Consider the following 18,962-nt stretch of genomic DNA (forward strand, 5'->3'; position numbering starts at 1 on the left):
AGGACCGTGAAACGACTCCACGCCGATGATAGTGCGGATCGCCCGTGTGAAAGTAGGTAATCGTCAGGCTCCTCATGCCGAAAACAAAAACCCCACCCCGAAAAGGTGGGGTTTTTGCGTTGGGCAACGCGCAACGGAGAAGGGGCAAAAGTCGCACCCCCAAGCGCTAAAATCCCTCTACGTATTTTCGAAAGGCACGGCCAGCGCCGTCGATGTCCCCATGCTACGTCTAAGCGAAATCAAGCTCCCGCTCGATCATCCCGAATCGGCTATCGAATCAGCGGTGCTCGCTCGTCTCGCGGAGATCGGCGTAACGGCGAACGAGCTCATCCGCTTCCACGTATTTCGCCGTGCGCACGACGCCCGCAAGCGCTCCGACATCAAGCTCACCTACATCATCGATGTCGAACTGCAAGACGAAGCATCGGTGTTGAAGCGTCTCGACGCGCATCCCCATCCGCATTGCAACGTTACGCCCGACATGGCGTATCGCTTCGTGGCAAAAGCGCCGGCGCATTCGACGTTGCCGCGTCCGGTCGTCATCGGTATGGGGCCTTGCGGGCTGTTTGCAGGCTTGATCCTCGCGCAGATGGGCTTCCGCCCGATCATCCTCGAGCGCGGCAAGGCCGTGCGCGAACGCACGAAAGACACGTGGGGCCTCTGGCGACGCAACGAGCTCAACCCGGAGTCGAACGTGCAGTTCGGCGAGGGCGGTGCCGGCACGTTTTCCGATGGAAAGCTCTACAGCCAGATCAAGGATCCCAAGCACTACGGTCGCAAAGTACTCGACGAATTCGTCAAAGCCGGCGCGCCGGAAGACATCCTGTACTTGAGCCGCCCGCACATCGGCACGTTCCGGCTCGTGAGCATGGTCGAGAAGATGCGCGCACAGATCCACCAACTCGGCGGTGAAGTGCGATTCCAGCAGCGGGTCGAAGACATCGACATCGATAACGGAAAGGTCCGCGGACTCAAGCTTTCGACCGGCGAAACGCTGCACTGCGAACATGTGGTGCTCGCCGTGGGGCACAGCGCGCGCGACACCTTCGAGATGCTGCACGATCGCGGCGTGTACATGGAAGCCAAGCCATTCTCGCTGGGTTTTCGCATCGAGCATCCGCAAGGCGTGATCGATAGAAGTCGCTTCGGCAAATTCGCCGGTCACGAAAAGCTGGGCGCGGCCGACTACAAAGTGGTCCACCATTGCAGCAACGGCCGCGCGGTGTACAGCTTCTGCATGTGCCCGGGCGGCACGGTCGTCGCGGCAGCGTCGGAGCCCGGGCGCGTCGTGACGAACGGCATGAGTCAGTATTCACGCAATGAGCGCAACGCGAATGCGGGCATCGTCGTGGGCATTACGCCGGAGGACTTTCCGGGTGGCCCGCTTGCTGGCATCGCTTTTCAACGTAAGTGGGAAGAGCGGGCGTTCGAACTGGGCGGCGGCGACTATTCCGCGCCGGGGCAACTCGTCGGCGACTTCATCGCGGGGCGCGCGTCGACTTCGCTTGGTTCGGTCAATCCTTCGTACAAGCCGGGCGTGAAGCCCACCGACCTGAGCACCGCGCTGCCCGATTACGTGATCGAAGCAATCCGCGAAGCCTTGCCCGAACTCGACAAAAAGATCAAAGGGTTCGCGATGCACGACGCCGTGTTGACCGGCGTCGAGACGCGTACATCCTCGCCGATTCGCGTGCGTCGCAAGGACGATTATCAGAGCGTCAATGTCGACGGTCTATACCCGGCGGGAGAGGGCGCAGGCTACGCTGGCGGTATTTACTCAGCGGCGATCGATGGCATCGAAGTCGCGGAAGCCGTCGCGTTGCAGATGATGGCGCAGCACGCGGCCGCGGTATAAAAAAAGAGCGCATCGGTCGATCCGCTGCGCTCTTCGTAACTAAAACTGCGGCAAGCTCAGGTCACCACGCCCACTTGCCAGGGCACGAATTCACTCTGCCCATACCCGTGCAGTTCGCTCTTCGACGCCACGCCTGACGCGCAGTCGAGCATCATCTGGAAGATCTGTTCGCCGAGTTGCTCGATTGTCGCCGAACCGTCGATCACGCCGCCGCAATTGATGTCCATGTCCTCTTCCTGCCGCTCCCACAACGCCGTGTTCGTCGCGAGCTTGAGCGAAGGCGAGGGCGCGCATCCATAAGCGGAACCGCGGCCCGTCGTGAAGCAGATCAGATTCGCGCCCGACGCAACCTGTCCCGTCGCGGACATCGGATCGTATCCGGGGGAATCCATGAAGACGAAGCCCTTCGCATCGATACGCTGCGCGTACTCATACACTTCGACGAGGTTCGTCGTCCCGCCCTTCGCGACCGCGCCGAGCGATTTTTCAAGAATCGTCGTGAGACCGCCGACCTTGTTGCCGGCCGACGGATTGTTGTCCATCGCCGCGCCGTTGCGCGCGCAGTACTCTTCCCACCACTTGATGCGCGCGAGCAGCTTTTCGCCGACTTCGCGGCTCACCGCGCGGCGCGTCAGCAGATGCTCCGCGCCGTAAACTTCGGGCGTCTCGGAGAGAATCGCCGTGCCGCCGTGCGCGACGAGCTTATCGACCGCGGCGCCCAATGCAGGGTTCGCCGAAATGCCTGAATAACCATCCGATCCACCGCACTGTAATCCGACGACCAAATGCGCTGCCGGAACCGGCTCGCGCTGCACGCGATTCGCATCGACGAGCATTTCCTCGATCATCGCGATACCACGCTCGATCGTCTTCCGCGTGCCGCCGCTGTCCTGAATCGTGAAACTGCGCAGCTTGGCGCCGTCCTTCAGGCCACTCGATTCGAGCACGCCAGAAATCTGGTTCGTCTCGCATCCCAATCCGACGAACAGCACGGAATGAAAGTTCGGATGGATGGCGTAACCCGCAAGCGTGCGGCGCAGAATGCCGAGGCCTTCGCCCTGCATGTCGATGCCGCATCCGAGTCCGTGAGTGAGCGCGATCACGCCATCGACGTTCGGATAATCCGCGAGCGCTTCCGGATGCACATCGCGCCGGAAGTGATCGGCGATGGCGCGCGCAACCGTGGCCGAGCAGTTCACGCTCGTCAGCACGCCGACGAAATTGCGCGTCGCCACGCGGCCGTCCTCGCGGCGGATGCCCATGAACGTCGCGGGCTTGTCGACGAACGGCGTAGGGTGCTGATCGACGCCGAACTCGTGCTCGCGCGCGAAATCGGCCATCGACAGATTATGCGTGTGCACGTGCTGTCCGCGCGAAATCGCCTCGCGCGCCACGCCGATGATCTGGTTGTAGCGCTTCACGGGCGCGCCCGCGGCGATGTCGCGGGTCGCGATCTTGTGTCCCGGCGGAATCAGCCCCGCGACGACGAGATCCTCCGACGCGATGCGCGCGCCGGAGAGCAACTGACGCGTCGCGATCACGACGTCGTCGTTAGGATGCAGCCGGATGACCGCATGGTCGGTGGATGTGGTGGACATGGTTTTGTTCTCAGACCGTGGAAGGTGCGCGGTTGTCGAGCCGCGCTTGCTCTTCTTCGGCGCGATTCAGCGGTTCGATCTTGCCGACGATTACAAGATAGCTGAATGCGCCGAGGAAGCAGAAGCCGCCCGCGACACACAGCGGAATCACGAACGAGCCCTTGGTGATCGCGAGCATCACGCCGGTGAAGGTCGTGATGACGATGCCAGCAAGGTTCGACGCGAAGTTCTGGATGCCGCCGATCGATGCGACGTGATCCGGCGTCGGCGCGACGTCGCTCGGCAGCGACCAGATGCTGGCGGCCGCGAACGCGAGGCTGGCGTAAGCGATGCCGAAGAACGCGAGCATCAGATAAATGTTGGTCACGAACGCGCACAGCGTGATGACCGACGAAAGCAGCATGCCGCCGACCATGCAGGTCTTGCGCGCGGCGGTGAGGCTCCAGCCGCGTTTGAAGAGCGCGTCCGACACCCAGCCGCCGAACCAGCCGCCCGGAATCGACATCAGCGCGGGAATCGTGCCGAGCGTGCCGAGCGATTTCAGCGAGAAGCCATGCGCCTGCACGAGATAGCTCGGGAACCAGGTGATGAAGAAGTAGATGACGAAGTTCAGGCAGAAGAAGCCGAGCATCATGCCCCACAGCGTGCGGTACTTGAACAGCGACGCCCACGACACCTTGGTCTTCGGCGCGACCGGTTGCACCGGCGCGGCGTCCACCTCGCCCGTCAGGTCGCCCGTGGACTTGTTACGGTAGATCAGGAACCAGCCGAGAATCCACACGAAGCCGATCACGCCAGTGATGACGAACGACGCTTCCCAGCCGAACGAGCTGATGATGAGCGCGACCACGGGAATCGAGAGCGCCGAACCCACGCGCGAGCCGCTATCGAAGATGCTGGTCGCGAACGCGCGCTGCTCCTTCTTGAACCATTGCGACACGAGCTTCGCGCAGGATGGATACGCGCCCGCTTCGCCGATGCCCAGCATCAGACGGCAGCCGAACATGCCGACGACGCTCGTCGCGACGGCGGTAAGCGCCGTGAATACCGACCACCAGCCCACCGCGAGCGGCAACGCAATACGCGCGCCGACGCGATCGACGAACCAGCCGAAGGGCATCTGCATGAGCGCGTAGCTCCAGAAGAAGCCGCTCAGGATGAAGCCCATTTCAGCGGGGCCGATGCCGAGCGCTTTTTCGATCTGCGGCGCGGCGACCGCGAGGTTCGCGCGATCGATGTAATTGATCGCGATTGCCAGAAAAGCCAGAAATATCACTACCCAACGCATTTTGCGCATCGTTTGTCTCCTCAAAGGGCGGCACTTCATGTGTTCCGGCCCGATCCGCGATGCCGGCGCGGTGAGCCGTGATTCGAAAGCTGGGGACCGTTCTTCAGGCGGATTCGAGCGCGTCGTGCAGACGTTTCTGCTCGATGTCGAGATTCAATTCGCGCGCGAGCTCGATGACGGGCTGGAAGCGCCGGACTTTCTTCTCGTCGTGATTGCGCGCGATGTCCGCGAGCCGATGCACGAGAAACGGATTCTCGAACCGGTCGCGCACGCTCGACAGATATTCCGCAGCGACATCGCGCTTGCCGAGCGCCGCGAACACGGGCAGCACTTCGTCGCGCCACGTCGCTTCGAGCGGCTCGCGATACGCGGGATCGCGCATCGCGTCGAGCACGGTCATGTCGGGCGAGCCTTCGTGCGTGCGCCAGATTTCGGCGAGCATCGTGTGGCCGAGATTCAGCATCAGCAGCTTCAGGCGTTCGTAGTGCGCGAGATCGTCGGTCACGACGATGTCCTCGTGCTCGCACGGCAGCACCATGCCGGCCTGCCGCTCGATCGCCCACAGCGCGTACGGCTCCGCGATCGCGCCGACCGGCTGAATCGGCTCCGACACGATACGGTCCACGAGCGAATTCACCCACACGCAGTCTTTCGCGAGATAGCCGATGAACGCCTCGTCGACGTTCCAGCCGCGCGCGATGCCGATCACCAGATCGCGCAGCGTGTCGCCGTTGCGCGAAACCAGTTCGCACGGCAGGAGCGTGATCGCTGCGGCGCCGGCCTGGTATCGCGCGTGGAGCAGCACCGCGAGCTTGGCTGCGAAGCCGCGCGGCGTGCGCTGGCCGTCGAGCAGATCGGCGGAGTCTTCGTCGAAGAGTGCGTAGCCGGCATCTGCCGTGTTCGAGACGATCACGTTCACGTCGTGCTTCACGCGCTCGATCAGCAAAGGCCAGTCGTCGTTCGCGTGCAGCGCTTCGGTGATCGAATCGCATTCGACGGTCGTATCGATGGTTTCGTCGCTTCGACGGCCGCGAATGCGGACCGGATAGCGTCCGGCCGCGCGCAACGCCTCGACGCGCGCGCGGCTGTCGGCGCTGGACGTAGTCTGAACGACGGTGATCTTGCCGAGCGCTTTCGCCGGATCGCGGCGCGCCGCCTCGCTGACGAAAAAGTCGACGTGCGCCTGCAGGAAACGGCTCGTGCCGAATTGAAGAATCGGATTGCTCATCGTCGGGAGCTGGGGAATTAGTCGAGTGGGAACGGTTCCAGATCGCCATAAAAAAATTGGCCACCTGGCCTTACCGGATTGCATACTAGTGTCTTGAAACAGAATTGGTCAAGCCACTTGTAAGCGGTCTGAGAACGGCGAATGCCCGCCACGCGGTGCGTCGGCCCTTCCGCTGATTACAATCCACGTTTTCCCCGAGACGAAAAGCAGGAGCCAGCACGTGAGCGTGAAACCAGCCGAGACGCGACGCCTGTATCTACAGATCGCCGACAAGCTGCGCGGACTGATCGAGCAGCAGGATTTCGCCCCGAACGGCCGTCTGCCGTCGGAGCGCGAACTGGCGCTGACGCTCGGCGTGTCGCGGCCATCCGTGCGCGAGGCGCTCGTCGCGCTCGAACTGGAAGGGCGCGTCGAGATACGCATGGGATCGGGCGTCTATATCGTCGCGACGCCCGCGAACAAGCCGCCGACGACCGAAGCGGAACTGGGTGAAAGCCCGATCGAGATCATGACCGCGCGCAGCGTGATCGAAGGCGCGATCGCGGCGAGCGTCGCGCCGTTCGCGAAACCGAAGGAATTGAAGGCGCTGCGCACCGTGTACGAGACGATGGCTCGCGAAGTCGGCAACGGGCAAGTGCCGATGGCCGCCGATCGTGCGTTTCACATCGCGATCGCGCAGATGACGGGCAACGATGTCCTCGTGCGAACGGTCGGCAGTTTGTACGACGAGCGGCACAGTCCGCTATCGTCGACGCTGCGTGGGCATTTCGAAGGGGAGGAAACGTGGGCGGCCGCGCTGGGCGAGCATCGGGAAATTCTGGAAGCGCTGGAGGCACGCGATGCAATACAGGCGCAGGCCGCGATGCAGCGGCACATGCGTCAGTCCGCGGCGCGTCTGATGACTAAACGCAAAAGCTGACGCCGGCGCGCGCGGGAAGCGCGCACCGATGGCGAAAACGTGACCGCGTCAGCCAGGATAGGCTTCATCGACCTTCAGACCCGCCAGCTTGAAGATGACGCGCAGCGTTTGCGGCGCAATCTCCCGGCGTGAGGCGAGCGTGGTCAGGACGAAATCCATCACTTTGGCGTACTTCAGCATGGTCAGGCACGACTCGATGTCGGTGGAGCCGTCGCGCATCGACTCGGCGAGGCGCAACATTTCCACGGAAATCTCTCGGGCCATTTCCAGTTCGAGCTGCTGCTTTTCACTCCACGCGGGCATCGCGGTCAGTGCCGCGAGCATCTCCTGAAACTGCTTCTCTGCTTTCTTGTCGGGGATCGCATCCATCGCCGTCCTCTCATGTTCATGGCGCCGCGAGTCGCATTCGCCGCGCTGTGCGTTAGGTGTTACGTAACAAGGCCGGGCGCGGGTGACGACGCTTCGCGTGTCGAGACGCGGCCTGTTACCAGCTTGTTGCTTCTGCTGCATCGGTACGCGGCCGAAAGGCCACGCTGTGTCGTCTTTTCCAATGGCCTCATTGCCGGACGATGCACAATCTGTTCCATGCAGCCTTGCTGCCACGCATTGGCCTTTGCCGATGACTGGAACGAGAGCGTCTTCGCGCTTTTGAGTAAACTTCCTCTTTTGAGACAACAGAACCAGCGGTTAGCGCACATTCGGCGCGAACATGCTCCGCTTTTTTATTGATCGAACCTTTTACGATGACCAGGAAAGCCTCCGCGTCGGCTCCGGGCACACCCGACCCCTCCACCAAACACGAGATTCGTCCAGGCCAGTCGATCGAACTGCTGAAGGAACTCCATATCCTCACGCGCGACGGCAAGATGAACCAGGACAGCCGCCGCAAACTGAAACAGGTCTATCACCTCTATCAGTTCATCGAACCGCTTCTTGCCGACGTGCACGCGCGCCAAGGGGCCGTATCACTCGTCGACCACGGCGCGGGAAAATCCTATCTCGGGTTTATTCTCTACGATCTCTTCTTCAAGACTCTGCGCGATCGGTCACACATCTTTGGAATCGAGACGCGTGAGGAGCTGGTAAAAAAATCCGAGGAATTGGCGCAGCGCCTCGGGTTTACAGGGATGTCGTTTCTGAATCTGTCGGTGGCCGAATCAATTGATTCGGATCGTCTGCCCGATTCGATCGATATCGTCACCGCACTGCATGCGTGCAACACCGCCACCGACGACGCCATCCAGTTCGCTCTGCAGAAGAATGCGAAGTACATCGTCGTGGTGCCGTGCTGTCAGGCCGAGGTGGCTTCAGTGCTCCGAAAGAACAAGGGGCACGCGCTCTCGAAGAACGTGCTGACGGAAATGTGGCGGCATCCGCTGCATACCCGCGAATTTGGGAGCCAGATCACGAACGTGCTGCGCTGCCTGCAACTCGAATCGCACGGATATCAGGTGAGCGTGACGGAACTCGTCGGATGGGAACATTCGATGAAGAACGAGCTCATCGTCGCGCAGTTCAAGGACTTGCCGCGTGGCCGGCCTGCGCAAAGGCTTTCGGACGTGCTCGAAACGCTCGGGCTGGACGAACTGCGCGAGCGATTTTTTTCCCCCGCGCACTGATCAGGATTTGTCTTTCATCCACGCGTCGAAGCCGTCATGTCCCAGACGGCGCAGCGTTTCGATATTGCGCTCGTAGATGTCGGATGCATCGGGAAACGCCGCGACGGCGCGATCGATGCTCGCTTCGCGAATCAGATGGAACGTCGGATACGGCGCGCGATTCGTGTAGTTGTCGATATCGTCGGGCCCGGTGCCTTCGAACCGGTAGTCCGGATGGAAGCTCGCAATCTGCAGTTCGCCCGCGAGTCCAAGCTGGACGAGCAGATTCTCGGCGAAATAGAGCGCGTCGTTGTAATCGGCGAAATCCGCGAACGCGTGCGGTGTAATGAAAAGCGTCGTGTCGATGGCCTCGGGATCCGTATCGTGCAAAAGACGAAGCTCATCCGTCAGTTCTACGACGAGATCGTCCACGCCGCGCGCCTCGCTCACCACGTAGCGAATCTGCTCTTTGACATGCACGCTCTTCGCGAACGGGCACAGATTGAGTCCGATCACCGCGCGGGTGAGCCAGTGTCGAGTCGCCGCGATCACATCGTCGCGGGTGCTGCCGTCAGTCATGAGAATCCTGTTTGCGATACGCGGGACACGCCGCCGCGATCAGCGTGCGCGCGATGCGCGGCGCGGCGAGCAGCGGGCCCGAGCCGGGTCCGTACGTCTGGCTGGTCGCGTAGATGCCGTCGACGAGCAACGCGAGCGATTCCGCCAGTTCAGCGGGATTATCCGCCTCGGCTGCCGTGCAAATCTCGACCAGACGCGTCATCAGGTAATTTTTGTTGCGCTCAACCGACTGCCGCGCGGGATGCGACGGATCGCCGAATTCACACGCGATGTTCACGAACGGGCAGCCGCGATAATCCGGCGAAGACGCCCGTTTCACCAGATCCTCGAGCGCCTGAATCATCTGTTTTGCCGGTTCGCCGGGATGTTTCGCGACGCTCGCCTCGAAGCGCCGCCGAAAGCCCTCGTCCATGCGTTCCAGATACGCGACGACGAGTTCGTCCTTCGACGCGAAACGCCGATACAGGCTCATCTTGTTGACGCCCGCGCGTTCCACGACGGCATCGACACCGATTGCGCGGATGCCGTCGCGATAAAACAGCTCCTGCGCGGCGTCGAGCAATTGCTCCTGCGCGGTCGCACCGTCCGTGCGGACACTTCGGCGGGCGGGGGCTTTCGGCTGGTCGGCGGTTGATCGTGTCACAGTCGGTTCCTCGAAGAATTCTGCTGCATGCTTGACATGTTACCGATCGGTAACTAAGCTCGCAACTCTGATGTGACAGAGCGGTAACGTCGCAGGGCAAAAATCAACGTAACGGAGCAGCGATGAACTGGGTAGCGAGACGGCTGAACGGCCGGATACATTACGGCTGGGTCGCGGTGGGCGTCGTGTTTTTCGTGCTGCTCGCGGCGGCCGGTACGCGCGCGACGCCGAGTGTGATGATGTTGCCGCTCGAAAAGCAGTTCGGCTGGTCGCGCGGCACGATTTCGCTCGCGATTTCGATCAATCTCGCGCTTTACGGCCTCGCGGGCCCGTTCGCCGCGGCCGCGATGCAGCGCTTCGGCGTGCGCCCGACGGTGCTCGCCGCGATCGCGACGCTTGCGGCGGGCGTCGGCATCTCGTCGATGATGACCGAGCCGTGGCAAATGGTGCTCGTGTGGGGCGTGATGGTCGGCAGCGCGACGGGCGTCGCGGCGCTCACGCTGTCGGCGACGATCGTGAACCGCTGGTTCACCACGCATCGCGGCCTCGCGATGGGTATTCTCACCGCCAGCTCCGCGACCGGCCAGCTCGTGTTCCTGCCGTTCCTCGCATCGATTTCGGAGCGCTTCGGCTGGCGGCCGGTCGTGTTCGTCGTCGCGGCGGCGGCGGCGGTCGTGTTGCCGCTCGTCGCGTGGTTGCTGCCCGAGCGCCCGGCGGATCTTTCGCTGCGGCCCGTCGGCGAAGCGGCGAATGTGCCGCCCGCCGCGATCTCGCCGCCGAAAAATCCGATCAAGGTCGCATTCGGCACGCTCGCATCGGCCAGCAAGACGCGCGATTTCTGGCTGCTTTTCTTCAGCTTCTTCGTCTGCGGCGCGAGCACGAACGGTTACGTCGGCACGCACCTGATCGCGATGTGCTCCGATTACGGCATGACGCAAGTCCAAGGCGCAACCCTGCTCGCCGCGATGGGCATCTTCGATCTGTTCGGCACGACGCTCTCCGGCTGGCTTTCCGACCGGTTCAACGCCCGCCTGCTGCTGTTCTGGTACTACGGCCTGCGCGGACTGTCGCTGATTTACTTGCCCTACGCGTTCGGCATCGATTTCTTCGGCCTGCCGCTCTTCGCCGTCTTTTACGGTCTCGACTGGATCGCCACCGTGCCGCCGACCGTGCGCCTCGCCACCGATGTCTACGGCAAGGATTCGGCGCCGATCGTGTTCGGCTGGATCGTTGCGGGCCATCAGCTCGGCGCGGCATTCGCGGCGCTCGGCGGCGGCATGCTGCGTTCGAGCCTTGGCAGTTACACCATCGCGACGATGATCTCCGGCGGCCTGTGCCTCGTCGCGGCCGTGACCGTTCTGCGCATCAATCGCGCCGGCCGGTCGGTGGGCGTCGCCGCGACCTGACGATCTGCACGCGCGCGCGAGCTTGTTTATCCTTGTCGCCTGACGGCGCGCATCTTTGCCGATGCGCGCCTTTTGCTTTTCATCACGCCAACGAGGATCGAACATGACTACGAAGCCCGCTCCGACCGATATCGACATCCACGAACTGATCGCCGGCCGTTGGAGCCCGCGCGCGTTTTCCAGCGCGCCCGTCGAGCGCGCGCAGTTGCATCGTCTGCTGGAAGCGGCGCGCTGGGCGCCGTCGTCGAATAATTTGCAGCCGTGGCGCTTTATCGTGTTCGACCGTCATCGCGACGAAGCCGCGTTCAAGCGCGCGTTCGATACCCTCATGCCCGGCAATCAGAAGTGGAATGTGACCGTGCCGCTGCTCGTCTGCGTGACGGCTTCGTCACTCACGCCGAAGGGCGACGCGAACCGCACCGCGACGTACGACACCGGCGCGGCCGCGATGGCGCTCGTGCTCCAGGCGCACGCGCTCGGGCTGGCGACGCATCAGATGGGCGGTTTCGATCGCGACGCGTTCCGTCAGGCGCTTTCGATTCCGGCGGACGTGGAGGTCATCGCGATGATCGCGATCGGTCATCACGGCGACGCGAGCCAGCTCGACGAAACGCTGCGTGAGCGCGAAGCGGCGCCGCGCGCGCGCAAGACCCTGGCGGAAACGGCGTTCGAAGGCGCGTGGGACAAGGCGTTCAAGTAACTGCGCTCAATGCTCGTCCGCCGCGGAAAGCGGACGAGCGACATCCTCGAGCGATCTGCGCTCCGCCGCGACGCCCCAGATGCCCGCGACGACCGCCGCCGCGATCATCAGCAGCGATCCGATCAGATAGCCCACGAATACGGCGCCGCGCTCGTGGGTATCGATCAATTGGCCAAAAAGCGTCGGCCCGATGATGCCGCCGAGCGCCGTCCCGAACGCATAGAACACCGCGATGGCGAGCGCGCGAATCTCCAGCGGAAACGTCTCGCTCACGGTCAGATACGCCGAACTCGCCGCCGCAGACGCAAAGAAGAAAATCACCATCCACGCGATGGTCTGCGTCGTCACGGTCAGCATCCCGCGCATGAACATCCAGCCGCTGATGGTCAGCAGCACGCCTGACATCGCATACGTGAACGCGATCATCTTGCGTCGGCCGAGTACGTCGAAGAGCTTGCCGAGCAGAACCGGACCGAGGAAATTCCCCGCCGCGAACGGCAGCACGTACCAGCCGATGTGATCGCCCGGCACGTGATAGAAGTCGGTCAGCACGAGCGCGTACGTGAAAAAGATCGCGTTGTAGAAAAACGCCTGCGCTGTCATCAATGTGAGTCCGACCAGCGATCGGCTGCGATGCGCGTTGAAAAGCGTATGCACGACTTCGCGCAACCGCGTCCCCTCGCGCGCGTGCAGGCGCAACGGCTTGATGGGCGTATCGGGAATCTCGACGCCGTGCTGCCGGAAATGCGCCTCGATTTCCTCGACGACTTCTTGCGCTTCCTTCTCGCGATTGTGCGTAATGAGCCAGCGTGGGCTTTCCGGCACCCACATCCGCATGAAAAGGATCGTGAGTCCAAGCACCGCGCCGATCAGAAAACACGCGCGCCATCCCCAATCGAGCGGAAGCAGGCCGGGATCGAGCAGCACGATGGAACCCGCCGCGCCGATGCCCGCGCCAACCCAGAACGTGCCGTTGATCGCGAGGTCCGTCCAGCCGCGCAGGCGGGCAGGCGTGAATTCCTGAATCGTCGAATTGATCGCGGTGTATTCGCCGCCGATGCCCGCGCCCGTCAGAAAGCGGAACAGCACGAAGGTCGCGAGATTCCACGAGAACGCGGTCGCGGCGGTGGCGGCGACGTAGAGAAAGAGCGTGATGAAGAACAGCTTGCGCCGGCCGAGCCGGTCCGTGAGCCAGCCGAAGCCTAGCGCGCCGAGCACCGCGCCCGCGATATACGCGCTGCCCGCGATGCCGACATCGGCATTCGAAAATTGCAGCGTGGGGCTCGACTTGAGCGCGCTCGCGACCGCGCCCGCGAGCGTCACTTCGAGTCCGTCGAGCAGCCACGTGATGCCGAGCGCAAGCACGATCAGCGTGTGAAAGCGGCCCCACGGCAGACGATCGAGGCGCCCGGGCAAATCGGTTTCGATGATGGCCGGACTGTCGCTGGCTTTATCGGTCAAACGGTTCTCCTGTGGCGCGGCGGCTTCGTTCATGCGTCGGAGGCGTGCTTTTCGCTGCGAGTCGGCACGCAAAAAAGCGAACAAATTGCCGCGAAGTACGCAAGTTGCATTCCGCTTTTGTCGAATAAACTTGGTGGTTTAAAAATAGCCGAAATGCGGTTGATGCGTTGCGCGGAACGTGTTAAAAACGCCGTCCATGTTTGAATGCGACGTCCTCACCCGACGCCGCCGATGCCCATGACTTATTGCGCGATCGATTTCGGCACGTCGAATTCCGCCGTCGCTGTGCCTGACGGATTGTCGATCCGGCTGGCGCCCGTGGAAGGCGACGCGACGACGCTGCCCACCGCCGTTTTCTTCAACACCGACGAGAATAACCAGACCTACGGCCGCGCGGCGCTCGAAGCGTACATAGACGGTTTCGATGGCCGCCTGATGCGTTCGATGAAAAGCATTCTCGGCTCGCCGCTCGCGGACAACAGCACCGATCTCGGCGACGGTTCCGCAATCAAATACACCGACGTCATCACGCTCTTTCTGCAACATCTGAAGCAGAAGGCGCAACTGCTCGCCGCAGAGCCGCTGACACGCGCGGTGCTCGGCCGCCCGGTCTTTTTCGTCGACGACGATCCGCGGGCCGATCACCTCGCACAGAAACAGCTCGAAGCCTGCGCGCATTCGATCGGCTTGCGCGAAATCCACTTCCAGTACGAGCCGATCGCCGCGGCGTTCGATTACGAAGCGGGCCTGACGAAAGAAGGGCTCGTGCTGGTCGCGGATATCGGCGGCGGTACGTCGGACTTCTCGCTCGTGCGCGTCGGTCCGGAGCGCGCGCGTCATCTGGAACGCAAGGGCGATGTGCTCGCGCATCATGGCGTGCACGTCGCCGGGACGGATTTCGATCGGCGCGTGGAACTCGTCACCGTGCTGCGCGAACTCGGTTACCAGTCGCTCGATACCAAGGGACGCGAATTGCCGAGTCCCGTGTACTTCGATCTCGCGACCTGGCATCTGATCAACACGGTCTATACGCCGAAGCGCGTGAGCGAATTGCAACTGATGCGCCATCTCTATACCGACGTGCGCCATCACGACCGGTTGATGCGCGTCGTGTATCGGCGGCTCGGTCACGCGCTGACGGCGCACGCCGAGGAAGCGAAGATCGATGTCGCGGCGGGCGGTACGACCGAAATCGACATGGAAGAGGTGGAAGAAGCGCTGCGCGTCGCGTTCGACGAGTCGCAACTGATCGCGGCCGGCGCCGACGAAACGCGGCGGATCGTCGAGGCGGCGCACGAAACGCTCAAACGGGCCGGCGTGGCTCCCGCCGACGTGAACGCCGTCTATTTCACAGGCGGCACGACCGGGCTGCGGTTTCTGTCGGAAGCGCTTTCGGCGGCATTTCCGGCCGCGCAGCCCGTGTTCGGCGACCGCCTCGCCAGCGTGGCAAAGGGGCTGGGCATCTATGCGCAGCGCATCTTCGCCTGAGGCCGCGTACAAACCTGCGCGAAAAAAGAAAAACCCCGCCGAAGCGGGGTTTCTTACGAATTCCAGCGGTACGTTAGACCGGCTTGATGTTCGCTGCTTGCTTGCCCTTCGGGCCAGTCTTCACTTCGTAGGAAACCTTTTGGTTTTCCTGAAGCGTCTTGAAGCCTTCGATGCGGATTTCCGAGAAGTGTGCGAACAGATCTTCGCCGCCGCCATCCGGAGTGATGAAGCCAAAGCCCTTTGCGTCATTGAACCACTTGACGGTACCGGTTTCCATGTTACGTATTCCAAAAAATTGATGAATAAGGCCGAAGCCCAAGGGTGCGGAAAATCAAGGAAGGGGCAATGGGACCAACCGGAGTACCGTGATGGCGAACTCGAAAGAACCAATTCACTCGCCACTTGAAATCCTGCAAGAAGGTTTATACGGCGAAACGATTTCGCGGTCAATTAATATCCGACAACTCTGAAGGGCTTTTTTCGAGACAAGCAGGCAAAAATTACAGAACGTGTAATTCCGGGCCGGATCGCCCTTCGAAAACCCCACTTTGGGGCAATTTCTTTCCAGTATGCACTGCATTCGAAAGGTGCAACCGTTAAACTACGCGCCTTTCTACGGTTGCACCCACATCGTCGGAGTGGGGGCGATGCGCGCGCGGCGCGAGACACTGGAGATAAAGTTGAAGAGTTCGATACAGAGAAATATCGGCCCGATGGCACTGTTGCTGACCGGCCTCGGGTCCATCATCGGTTCAGGCTGGCTGTTCGGCGCGTGGAAAGCCGCCAAGATCGCCGGGCCGGCAGCGATCGCGGCATGGGTGATCGGCGCGGTCGTCATTCTGGCGATCGCGCTGACGTATGCCGAACTCGGCGCGATGTTTCCCGAGTCGGGCGGCATGGTGCGCTACGCGCGGTACTCGCACGGCGCGCTCGTCGGTTTCATCAGCGCGTGGGCGAACTGGATCGCGATTGTGTCCGTGATCCCGATCGAAGCCGAAGCGTCGATTCAATATATGAGCACCTGGCCGTACGACTGGGCGCATGCGCTCTTCGTCAACGAGTCGCTCACGCCGATGGGCCTCGTGCTGTCGGCGCTGCTCGTGATCGTCTACTTCATGCTGAACTACTGGGGCGTGAAAGTGTTCGCGCGTGCGAACTCCGCGATCACGATCTTCAAGTTCCTGATTCCGGGCGCCACCATCGCGGGCCTGATCTTCACCGGATTTCATTCGGAGAATTTCGGCACGACGTCGAGCTTCGCGCCGTACGGCTGGCCCGCGGTGCTGACGGCGGTGGCGACGAGCGGCATCGTTTTCAGCTTCAACGGGTTTCAGAGCCCCGTGAATCTCGCCGGCGAGGCGCGAAATCCGGCGCGCAGCGTGCCATTCGCCGTGATCGGCTCGATTCTGCTCGCGCTCGTGATCTACGTGCTGCTGCAAATCGCGTATATCGGCGCGGTGAATCCCGCCGACGCGATGAAGGGCTGGTCGCATTTCAACTTTGCGTCGCCGTTCGCTGAACTGGCGCTCGCGCTGAACCTGAACTGGCTCGCGTTCCTGCTTTATGTCGATGCGTTCGTCAGCCCCAGCGGCACCGGCACGACCTACATGGCGACGACCACGCGCATGATCTACGCGATGCAGCGCAATAACACGATGCCGAAGATTTTCGGACTCGTGCATCCGTTCTACGGCGTGCCGCGTCCGGCGATGTGGTTCAACCTGATCGTCGCGTTCATCTTCCTGTTCTTCTTCCGCGGCTGGAGTTCGCTGGCGGCGGTGATTTCGGTCGCGACCGTCATCTCGTATCTCACCGGCCCGGTCAGCCTGATGGCGCTGCGCCGCTCGGCTACCGATCTCGATCGCCCGCTCAAGTTGCCGATGATGGGCGTGATCGCGCCGTTCGCGTTCGTGTGTGCGTCGCTCGTGCTGTTCTGGGCGAAGTGGCCGCTCACCGGCGAAATCATCCTGCTGATGGTGGTCGCGCTTCCCGTCTACTTCTACTTTCAGAGCAGGACGGGCTTTTCGGGCTGGGGACGCGATCTGAAGGCGGCGTGGTGGCTCGTGACCTATTTGCCGTCGATGGCGGTGATGTCGCTGATCGGCAGCAAGGATTTCGGCGGCAGCGGACTTCTGCCGTACGGCTGGGACATGGCTGCGGTCACCGTGCTCGCGCTGATCTTCTACTACTGGGGCGTGCACACGGGATATCGCACGAAGTATCTCGACGAGCGCGAAAGCCGCGACGACATTCTTCACGAAATCGGCGCCTAAAGCTCCTCCGCTTCACGACAAAACCCGCCCGAGTGATCAGGCGGGTTTTTTTCATTTCAGCGCAGATTCGACGTCACTCGTCGGTGAAAACGTAGTTGGTCATCGCGAGCGCGCGCTGGAACGTGCCGAGCGACTGGATGCCGAGCCGGTAATCGTCCGCCGCCGCGCCGAGCGCGCTGAACACGGGCAGCAGATGCTCATCGGTCGGATGCATCAGCGCGGCGTGCGGCGCGCGAGCACGATAGTCGAGCAGGGCGTCGATATCGCGCGCGGCCATGCGGCTTTCGAACCAGTCGGTGAACTCTACGACGCGCGGATCGGCGTCTTCCGGTCGCGCGCTGAAATCGGCCATGCGCAGATTGTGCGTGATCTGCCCGGAACCGATGATCATCACGCCGTCATCGCGCAAATCGCGCAACGCCCGGCCGATGCGGAAATGGTGCGCGGCGTCGAGATGCGGCTGAATTGATAGCTGCGCAACCGGGACGTCGGCATCCGGAAACATCAGGAGCATGGGCACCCACGCGCCGTGATCGAGCCCGCGATCCGCGGTCGCCGCGGGTATGTCTAGCTTGCCGAGCAACGCGGCGGCGTGTTTCGCCAGTTCGGGCGCGCCGGGCGCCGGATAGCGCAATTCGTAGAGCGCTCGCGGAAAGCCATAGAAATCGTGGATCGTTTCCGGGCGTTCGGCCGTGCTGACCACCGGCTGCGCGGTGCCCCAATGGGCGGACAACATCAAAATGGCGCGCGGGCGCGGCAGCGTTTGACCGAGCGAAGCGAATTCGGCGGACGGCATCGACGGATCGATCGGCAACGTCGGTGCGCCGTGGGAAATAAAAACGGTAGGCAGTCGGCTCATGGCGGCAAATTCCTGTGGGGTCTTGACGTCAATGTAGGGCCGCGAGCCCTGTTGATAAACGGCTCGAATGGCAACGAATTGTGTCGTCGCCGTTGTTAATCCGATGCTTCGTCTCGCAGACCTCGCCAGGCGGGCGCGACCGGCTGACCGAAGCCGAACAGATCGATGACCCGCGCGACCGTGTGATCCACCATTTCGTCGATGGTCGCGGGTTTTTGATAGAACGCGGGCAAGGGCGGAAAGATCACGCCGCCCATTTCGGTGACGGCCGTCATGTTGCGCAGATGCGCGAGATTGAGCGGCGTCTCGCGCACGAGCAGCACGAGGCGGCGGCGCTCTTTCAGCACGACATCGGCGGCGCGGGTGATGAGATTGTCGGAGAGACCGTGCGCGATGCTTGCCAGCGTGCGCATCGAACACGGCGCGACGACCATGCCGCCGGTCGCGAAGGAGCCCGATGCAATGGTTGCGCCGACATCGCGCACGCTATGGACGACATCGGCGAGCGCGTGAACGGCGGCCTTGTCGAGATCGAGTTCGTGCTGAATATTCAGCCAGCCGGCGCTGGAAACGAGCAAATGCGTTTCGACACCGCCTAGCTTGCGCAGTGTCTCTAGCAGACGTACGCCGTAGATGGCGCCCGTTGCGCCGGTAATCGCGACGATAAGACGTCGCTTTTCGGCGGCGGGCGCGCTCACTTGCGGAAGGTCAGGCTGCGGCGAAGAGTTGCTGTAGTTCGCCCGATTGATACATCTCCATCATGATGTCCGAGCCGCCGATGAACTCGCCCTTCACGTAGAGCTGCGGAATGGTCGGCCAGTTGGAGAATTCCTTGATGCCCTGGCGGATCGCGTCGTCTTCGAGAACGTTCACGGTCATGATCTGATCGGCGCCGCATGCCTTCAGCACCTGGATCGCGCGGCCGGAGAAACCGCACATCGGGAATTGCGCCGTGCCCTTCATGAAAAGGACGACCGGGTTTTGATCGACGATCTGCTTGATGCGTTCTTGCGTGTCCATGGCGTTCCTGCGCTTTGAAGTCGGTGGAATGATGGTTGAAATGATAG

The 18,962-nt window shown here is 62.3% G+C and carries 18 protein-coding genes; 7 read left to right on the plus strand and 11 right to left on the minus strand.

Annotated features, from left to right (window positions below):
• The first annotated feature begins 220 nt into the window (after positions 1 to 220).
• Entirely contained in the window at positions 221 to 1,855 is a 1,635-nt protein-coding gene (locus tag IAG25_RS38270; protein ID WP_187609488.1) for an NAD(P)/FAD-dependent oxidoreductase, read from the plus strand.
• A 56-nt stretch (positions 1,856 to 1,911) separates the two neighbouring features.
• Here the strand turns inward: IAG25_RS38270 and IAG25_RS38275 are convergent, their stop codons facing one another.
• From IAG25_RS38275 to IAG25_RS38285, 3 genes are all read right to left on the minus strand, one after another.
• Entirely contained in the window at positions 1,912 to 3,453 is a 1,542-nt protein-coding gene (locus tag IAG25_RS38275) for a UxaA family hydrolase (protein WP_187609489.1), read from the minus strand.
• Between the two features lie 10 nt (positions 3,454 to 3,463).
• A complete protein-coding gene (locus IAG25_RS38280; protein ID WP_035509880.1) occupies positions 3,464 to 4,750 on the minus strand; it encodes an MFS transporter in 1,287 nt (428 codons plus the stop codon).
• Positions 4,751 to 4,844: 94 nt separating this feature from the next.
• The gene (locus IAG25_RS38285; RefSeq protein ID WP_187609490.1) at positions 4,845 to 5,969 is read right to left on the minus strand and encodes a mannitol dehydrogenase family protein; all 1,125 of its coding nucleotides are present in this window, start codon (positions 5,967 to 5,969) and stop codon (positions 4,845 to 4,847) included.
• A 220-nt stretch (positions 5,970 to 6,189) separates the two neighbouring features.
• On the opposite strand from IAG25_RS38285, the gene IAG25_RS38290 reads away from it, so the two are divergent.
• Positions 6,190 to 6,888, plus strand: a complete 699-nt coding sequence (locus IAG25_RS38290; protein WP_187609491.1) for a FadR/GntR family transcriptional regulator — start codon at positions 6,190 to 6,192, stop codon at positions 6,886 to 6,888.
• Positions 6,889 to 6,936: 48 nt separating this feature from the next.
• Here IAG25_RS38290 and IAG25_RS38295 read toward each other — a convergent pair whose 3' ends face one another.
• Entirely contained in the window at positions 6,937 to 7,257 is a 321-nt protein-coding gene (locus tag IAG25_RS38295; protein ID WP_035509889.1) for a hypothetical protein, read from the minus strand.
• 374 nt (positions 7,258 to 7,631) lie between these two features.
• On the opposite strand from IAG25_RS38295, the gene IAG25_RS38300 reads away from it, so the two are divergent.
• Positions 7,632 to 8,507 (plus strand): class I SAM-dependent methyltransferase, encoded by an 876-nt coding sequence (locus IAG25_RS38300; protein WP_051627222.1) that lies wholly within the window; start codon positions 7,632 to 7,634, stop codon positions 8,505 to 8,507.
• On the opposite strand, the gene IAG25_RS38305 is transcribed toward IAG25_RS38300, so the two are convergent.
• Positions 8,508 to 9,065, minus strand: a complete 558-nt coding sequence (locus IAG25_RS38305; RefSeq protein WP_187609492.1) for a DUF1415 domain-containing protein — start codon at positions 9,063 to 9,065, stop codon at positions 8,508 to 8,510.
• Positions 9,058 to 9,708, minus strand: coding sequence for a TetR/AcrR family transcriptional regulator (locus tag IAG25_RS38310; protein WP_187609493.1), 651 nt, complete (start codon positions 9,706 to 9,708; stop codon positions 9,058 to 9,060). Before IAG25_RS38310 ends, IAG25_RS38305 begins: the two co-directional genes overlap by 8 nt.
• Before the next feature lie 122 nt (positions 9,709 to 9,830).
• Here IAG25_RS38310 and IAG25_RS38315 point away from each other — a divergent pair, with 122 nt between their 5' ends.
• The gene (locus IAG25_RS38315) at positions 9,831 to 11,114 is read left to right on the plus strand and encodes an MFS transporter (protein WP_187609494.1); all 1,284 of its coding nucleotides are present in this window, start codon (positions 9,831 to 9,833) and stop codon (positions 11,112 to 11,114) included.
• 103 nt (positions 11,115 to 11,217) lie between these two features.
• Positions 11,218 to 11,814, plus strand: coding sequence for a nitroreductase family protein (locus IAG25_RS38320; RefSeq protein ID WP_187609495.1), 597 nt, complete (start codon positions 11,218 to 11,220; stop codon positions 11,812 to 11,814).
• A gap of 6 nt (positions 11,815 to 11,820) precedes the next feature.
• On the opposite strand, the gene IAG25_RS38325 is transcribed toward IAG25_RS38320, so the two are convergent.
• Positions 11,821 to 13,308: an MFS transporter gene (locus tag IAG25_RS38325; RefSeq protein ID WP_187609496.1), complete on the minus strand. Its 1,488-nt coding sequence runs from the start codon at positions 13,306 to 13,308 to the stop codon at positions 11,821 to 11,823.
• Between the two features lie 204 nt (positions 13,309 to 13,512).
• On the opposite strand from IAG25_RS38325, the gene IAG25_RS38330 reads away from it, so the two are divergent.
• A complete protein-coding gene (locus IAG25_RS38330; protein WP_187609524.1) occupies positions 13,513 to 14,763 on the plus strand; it encodes an Hsp70 family protein in 1,251 nt (416 codons plus the stop codon).
• A gap of 73 nt (positions 14,764 to 14,836) precedes the next feature.
• Here the strand turns inward: IAG25_RS38330 and IAG25_RS38335 are convergent, their stop codons facing one another.
• Positions 14,837 to 15,040: a cold-shock protein gene (locus tag IAG25_RS38335; protein ID WP_007000074.1), complete on the minus strand. Its 204-nt coding sequence runs from the start codon at positions 15,038 to 15,040 to the stop codon at positions 14,837 to 14,839.
• Positions 15,041 to 15,443: 403 nt separating this feature from the next.
• On the opposite strand from IAG25_RS38335, the gene IAG25_RS38340 reads away from it, so the two are divergent.
• Positions 15,444 to 17,036: an APC family permease gene (locus IAG25_RS38340; RefSeq protein WP_187609497.1), complete on the plus strand. Its 1,593-nt coding sequence runs from the start codon at positions 15,444 to 15,446 to the stop codon at positions 17,034 to 17,036.
• 73 nt (positions 17,037 to 17,109) lie between these two features.
• On the opposite strand, the gene IAG25_RS38345 is transcribed toward IAG25_RS38340, so the two are convergent.
• The 3 genes from IAG25_RS38345 to grxD all read right to left on the minus strand — a co-directional run bounded on the left by IAG25_RS38345 (position 17,110) and on the right by grxD (position 18,915).
• The gene (locus tag IAG25_RS38345) at positions 17,110 to 17,895 is read right to left on the minus strand and encodes a DODA-type extradiol aromatic ring-opening family dioxygenase (RefSeq protein ID WP_187609498.1); all 786 of its coding nucleotides are present in this window, start codon (positions 17,893 to 17,895) and stop codon (positions 17,110 to 17,112) included.
• 95 nt (positions 17,896 to 17,990) lie between these two features.
• The gene (locus IAG25_RS38350; RefSeq protein WP_187609499.1) at positions 17,991 to 18,593 is read right to left on the minus strand and encodes a UbiX family flavin prenyltransferase; all 603 of its coding nucleotides are present in this window, start codon (positions 18,591 to 18,593) and stop codon (positions 17,991 to 17,993) included.
• A gap of 10 nt (positions 18,594 to 18,603) precedes the next feature.
• Positions 18,604 to 18,915, minus strand: a complete 312-nt coding sequence (grxD, locus tag IAG25_RS41830) for a Grx4 family monothiol glutaredoxin (protein ID WP_035509911.1) — start codon at positions 18,913 to 18,915, stop codon at positions 18,604 to 18,606.
• Positions 18,916 to 18,962 lie beyond the last annotated feature (47 nt).

The organism is Caballeronia sp. EK (assembly GCF_014384845.1).
Taxonomy (GTDB): domain Bacteria; phylum Pseudomonadota; class Gammaproteobacteria; order Burkholderiales; family Burkholderiaceae; genus Caballeronia; species Caballeronia jiangsuensis.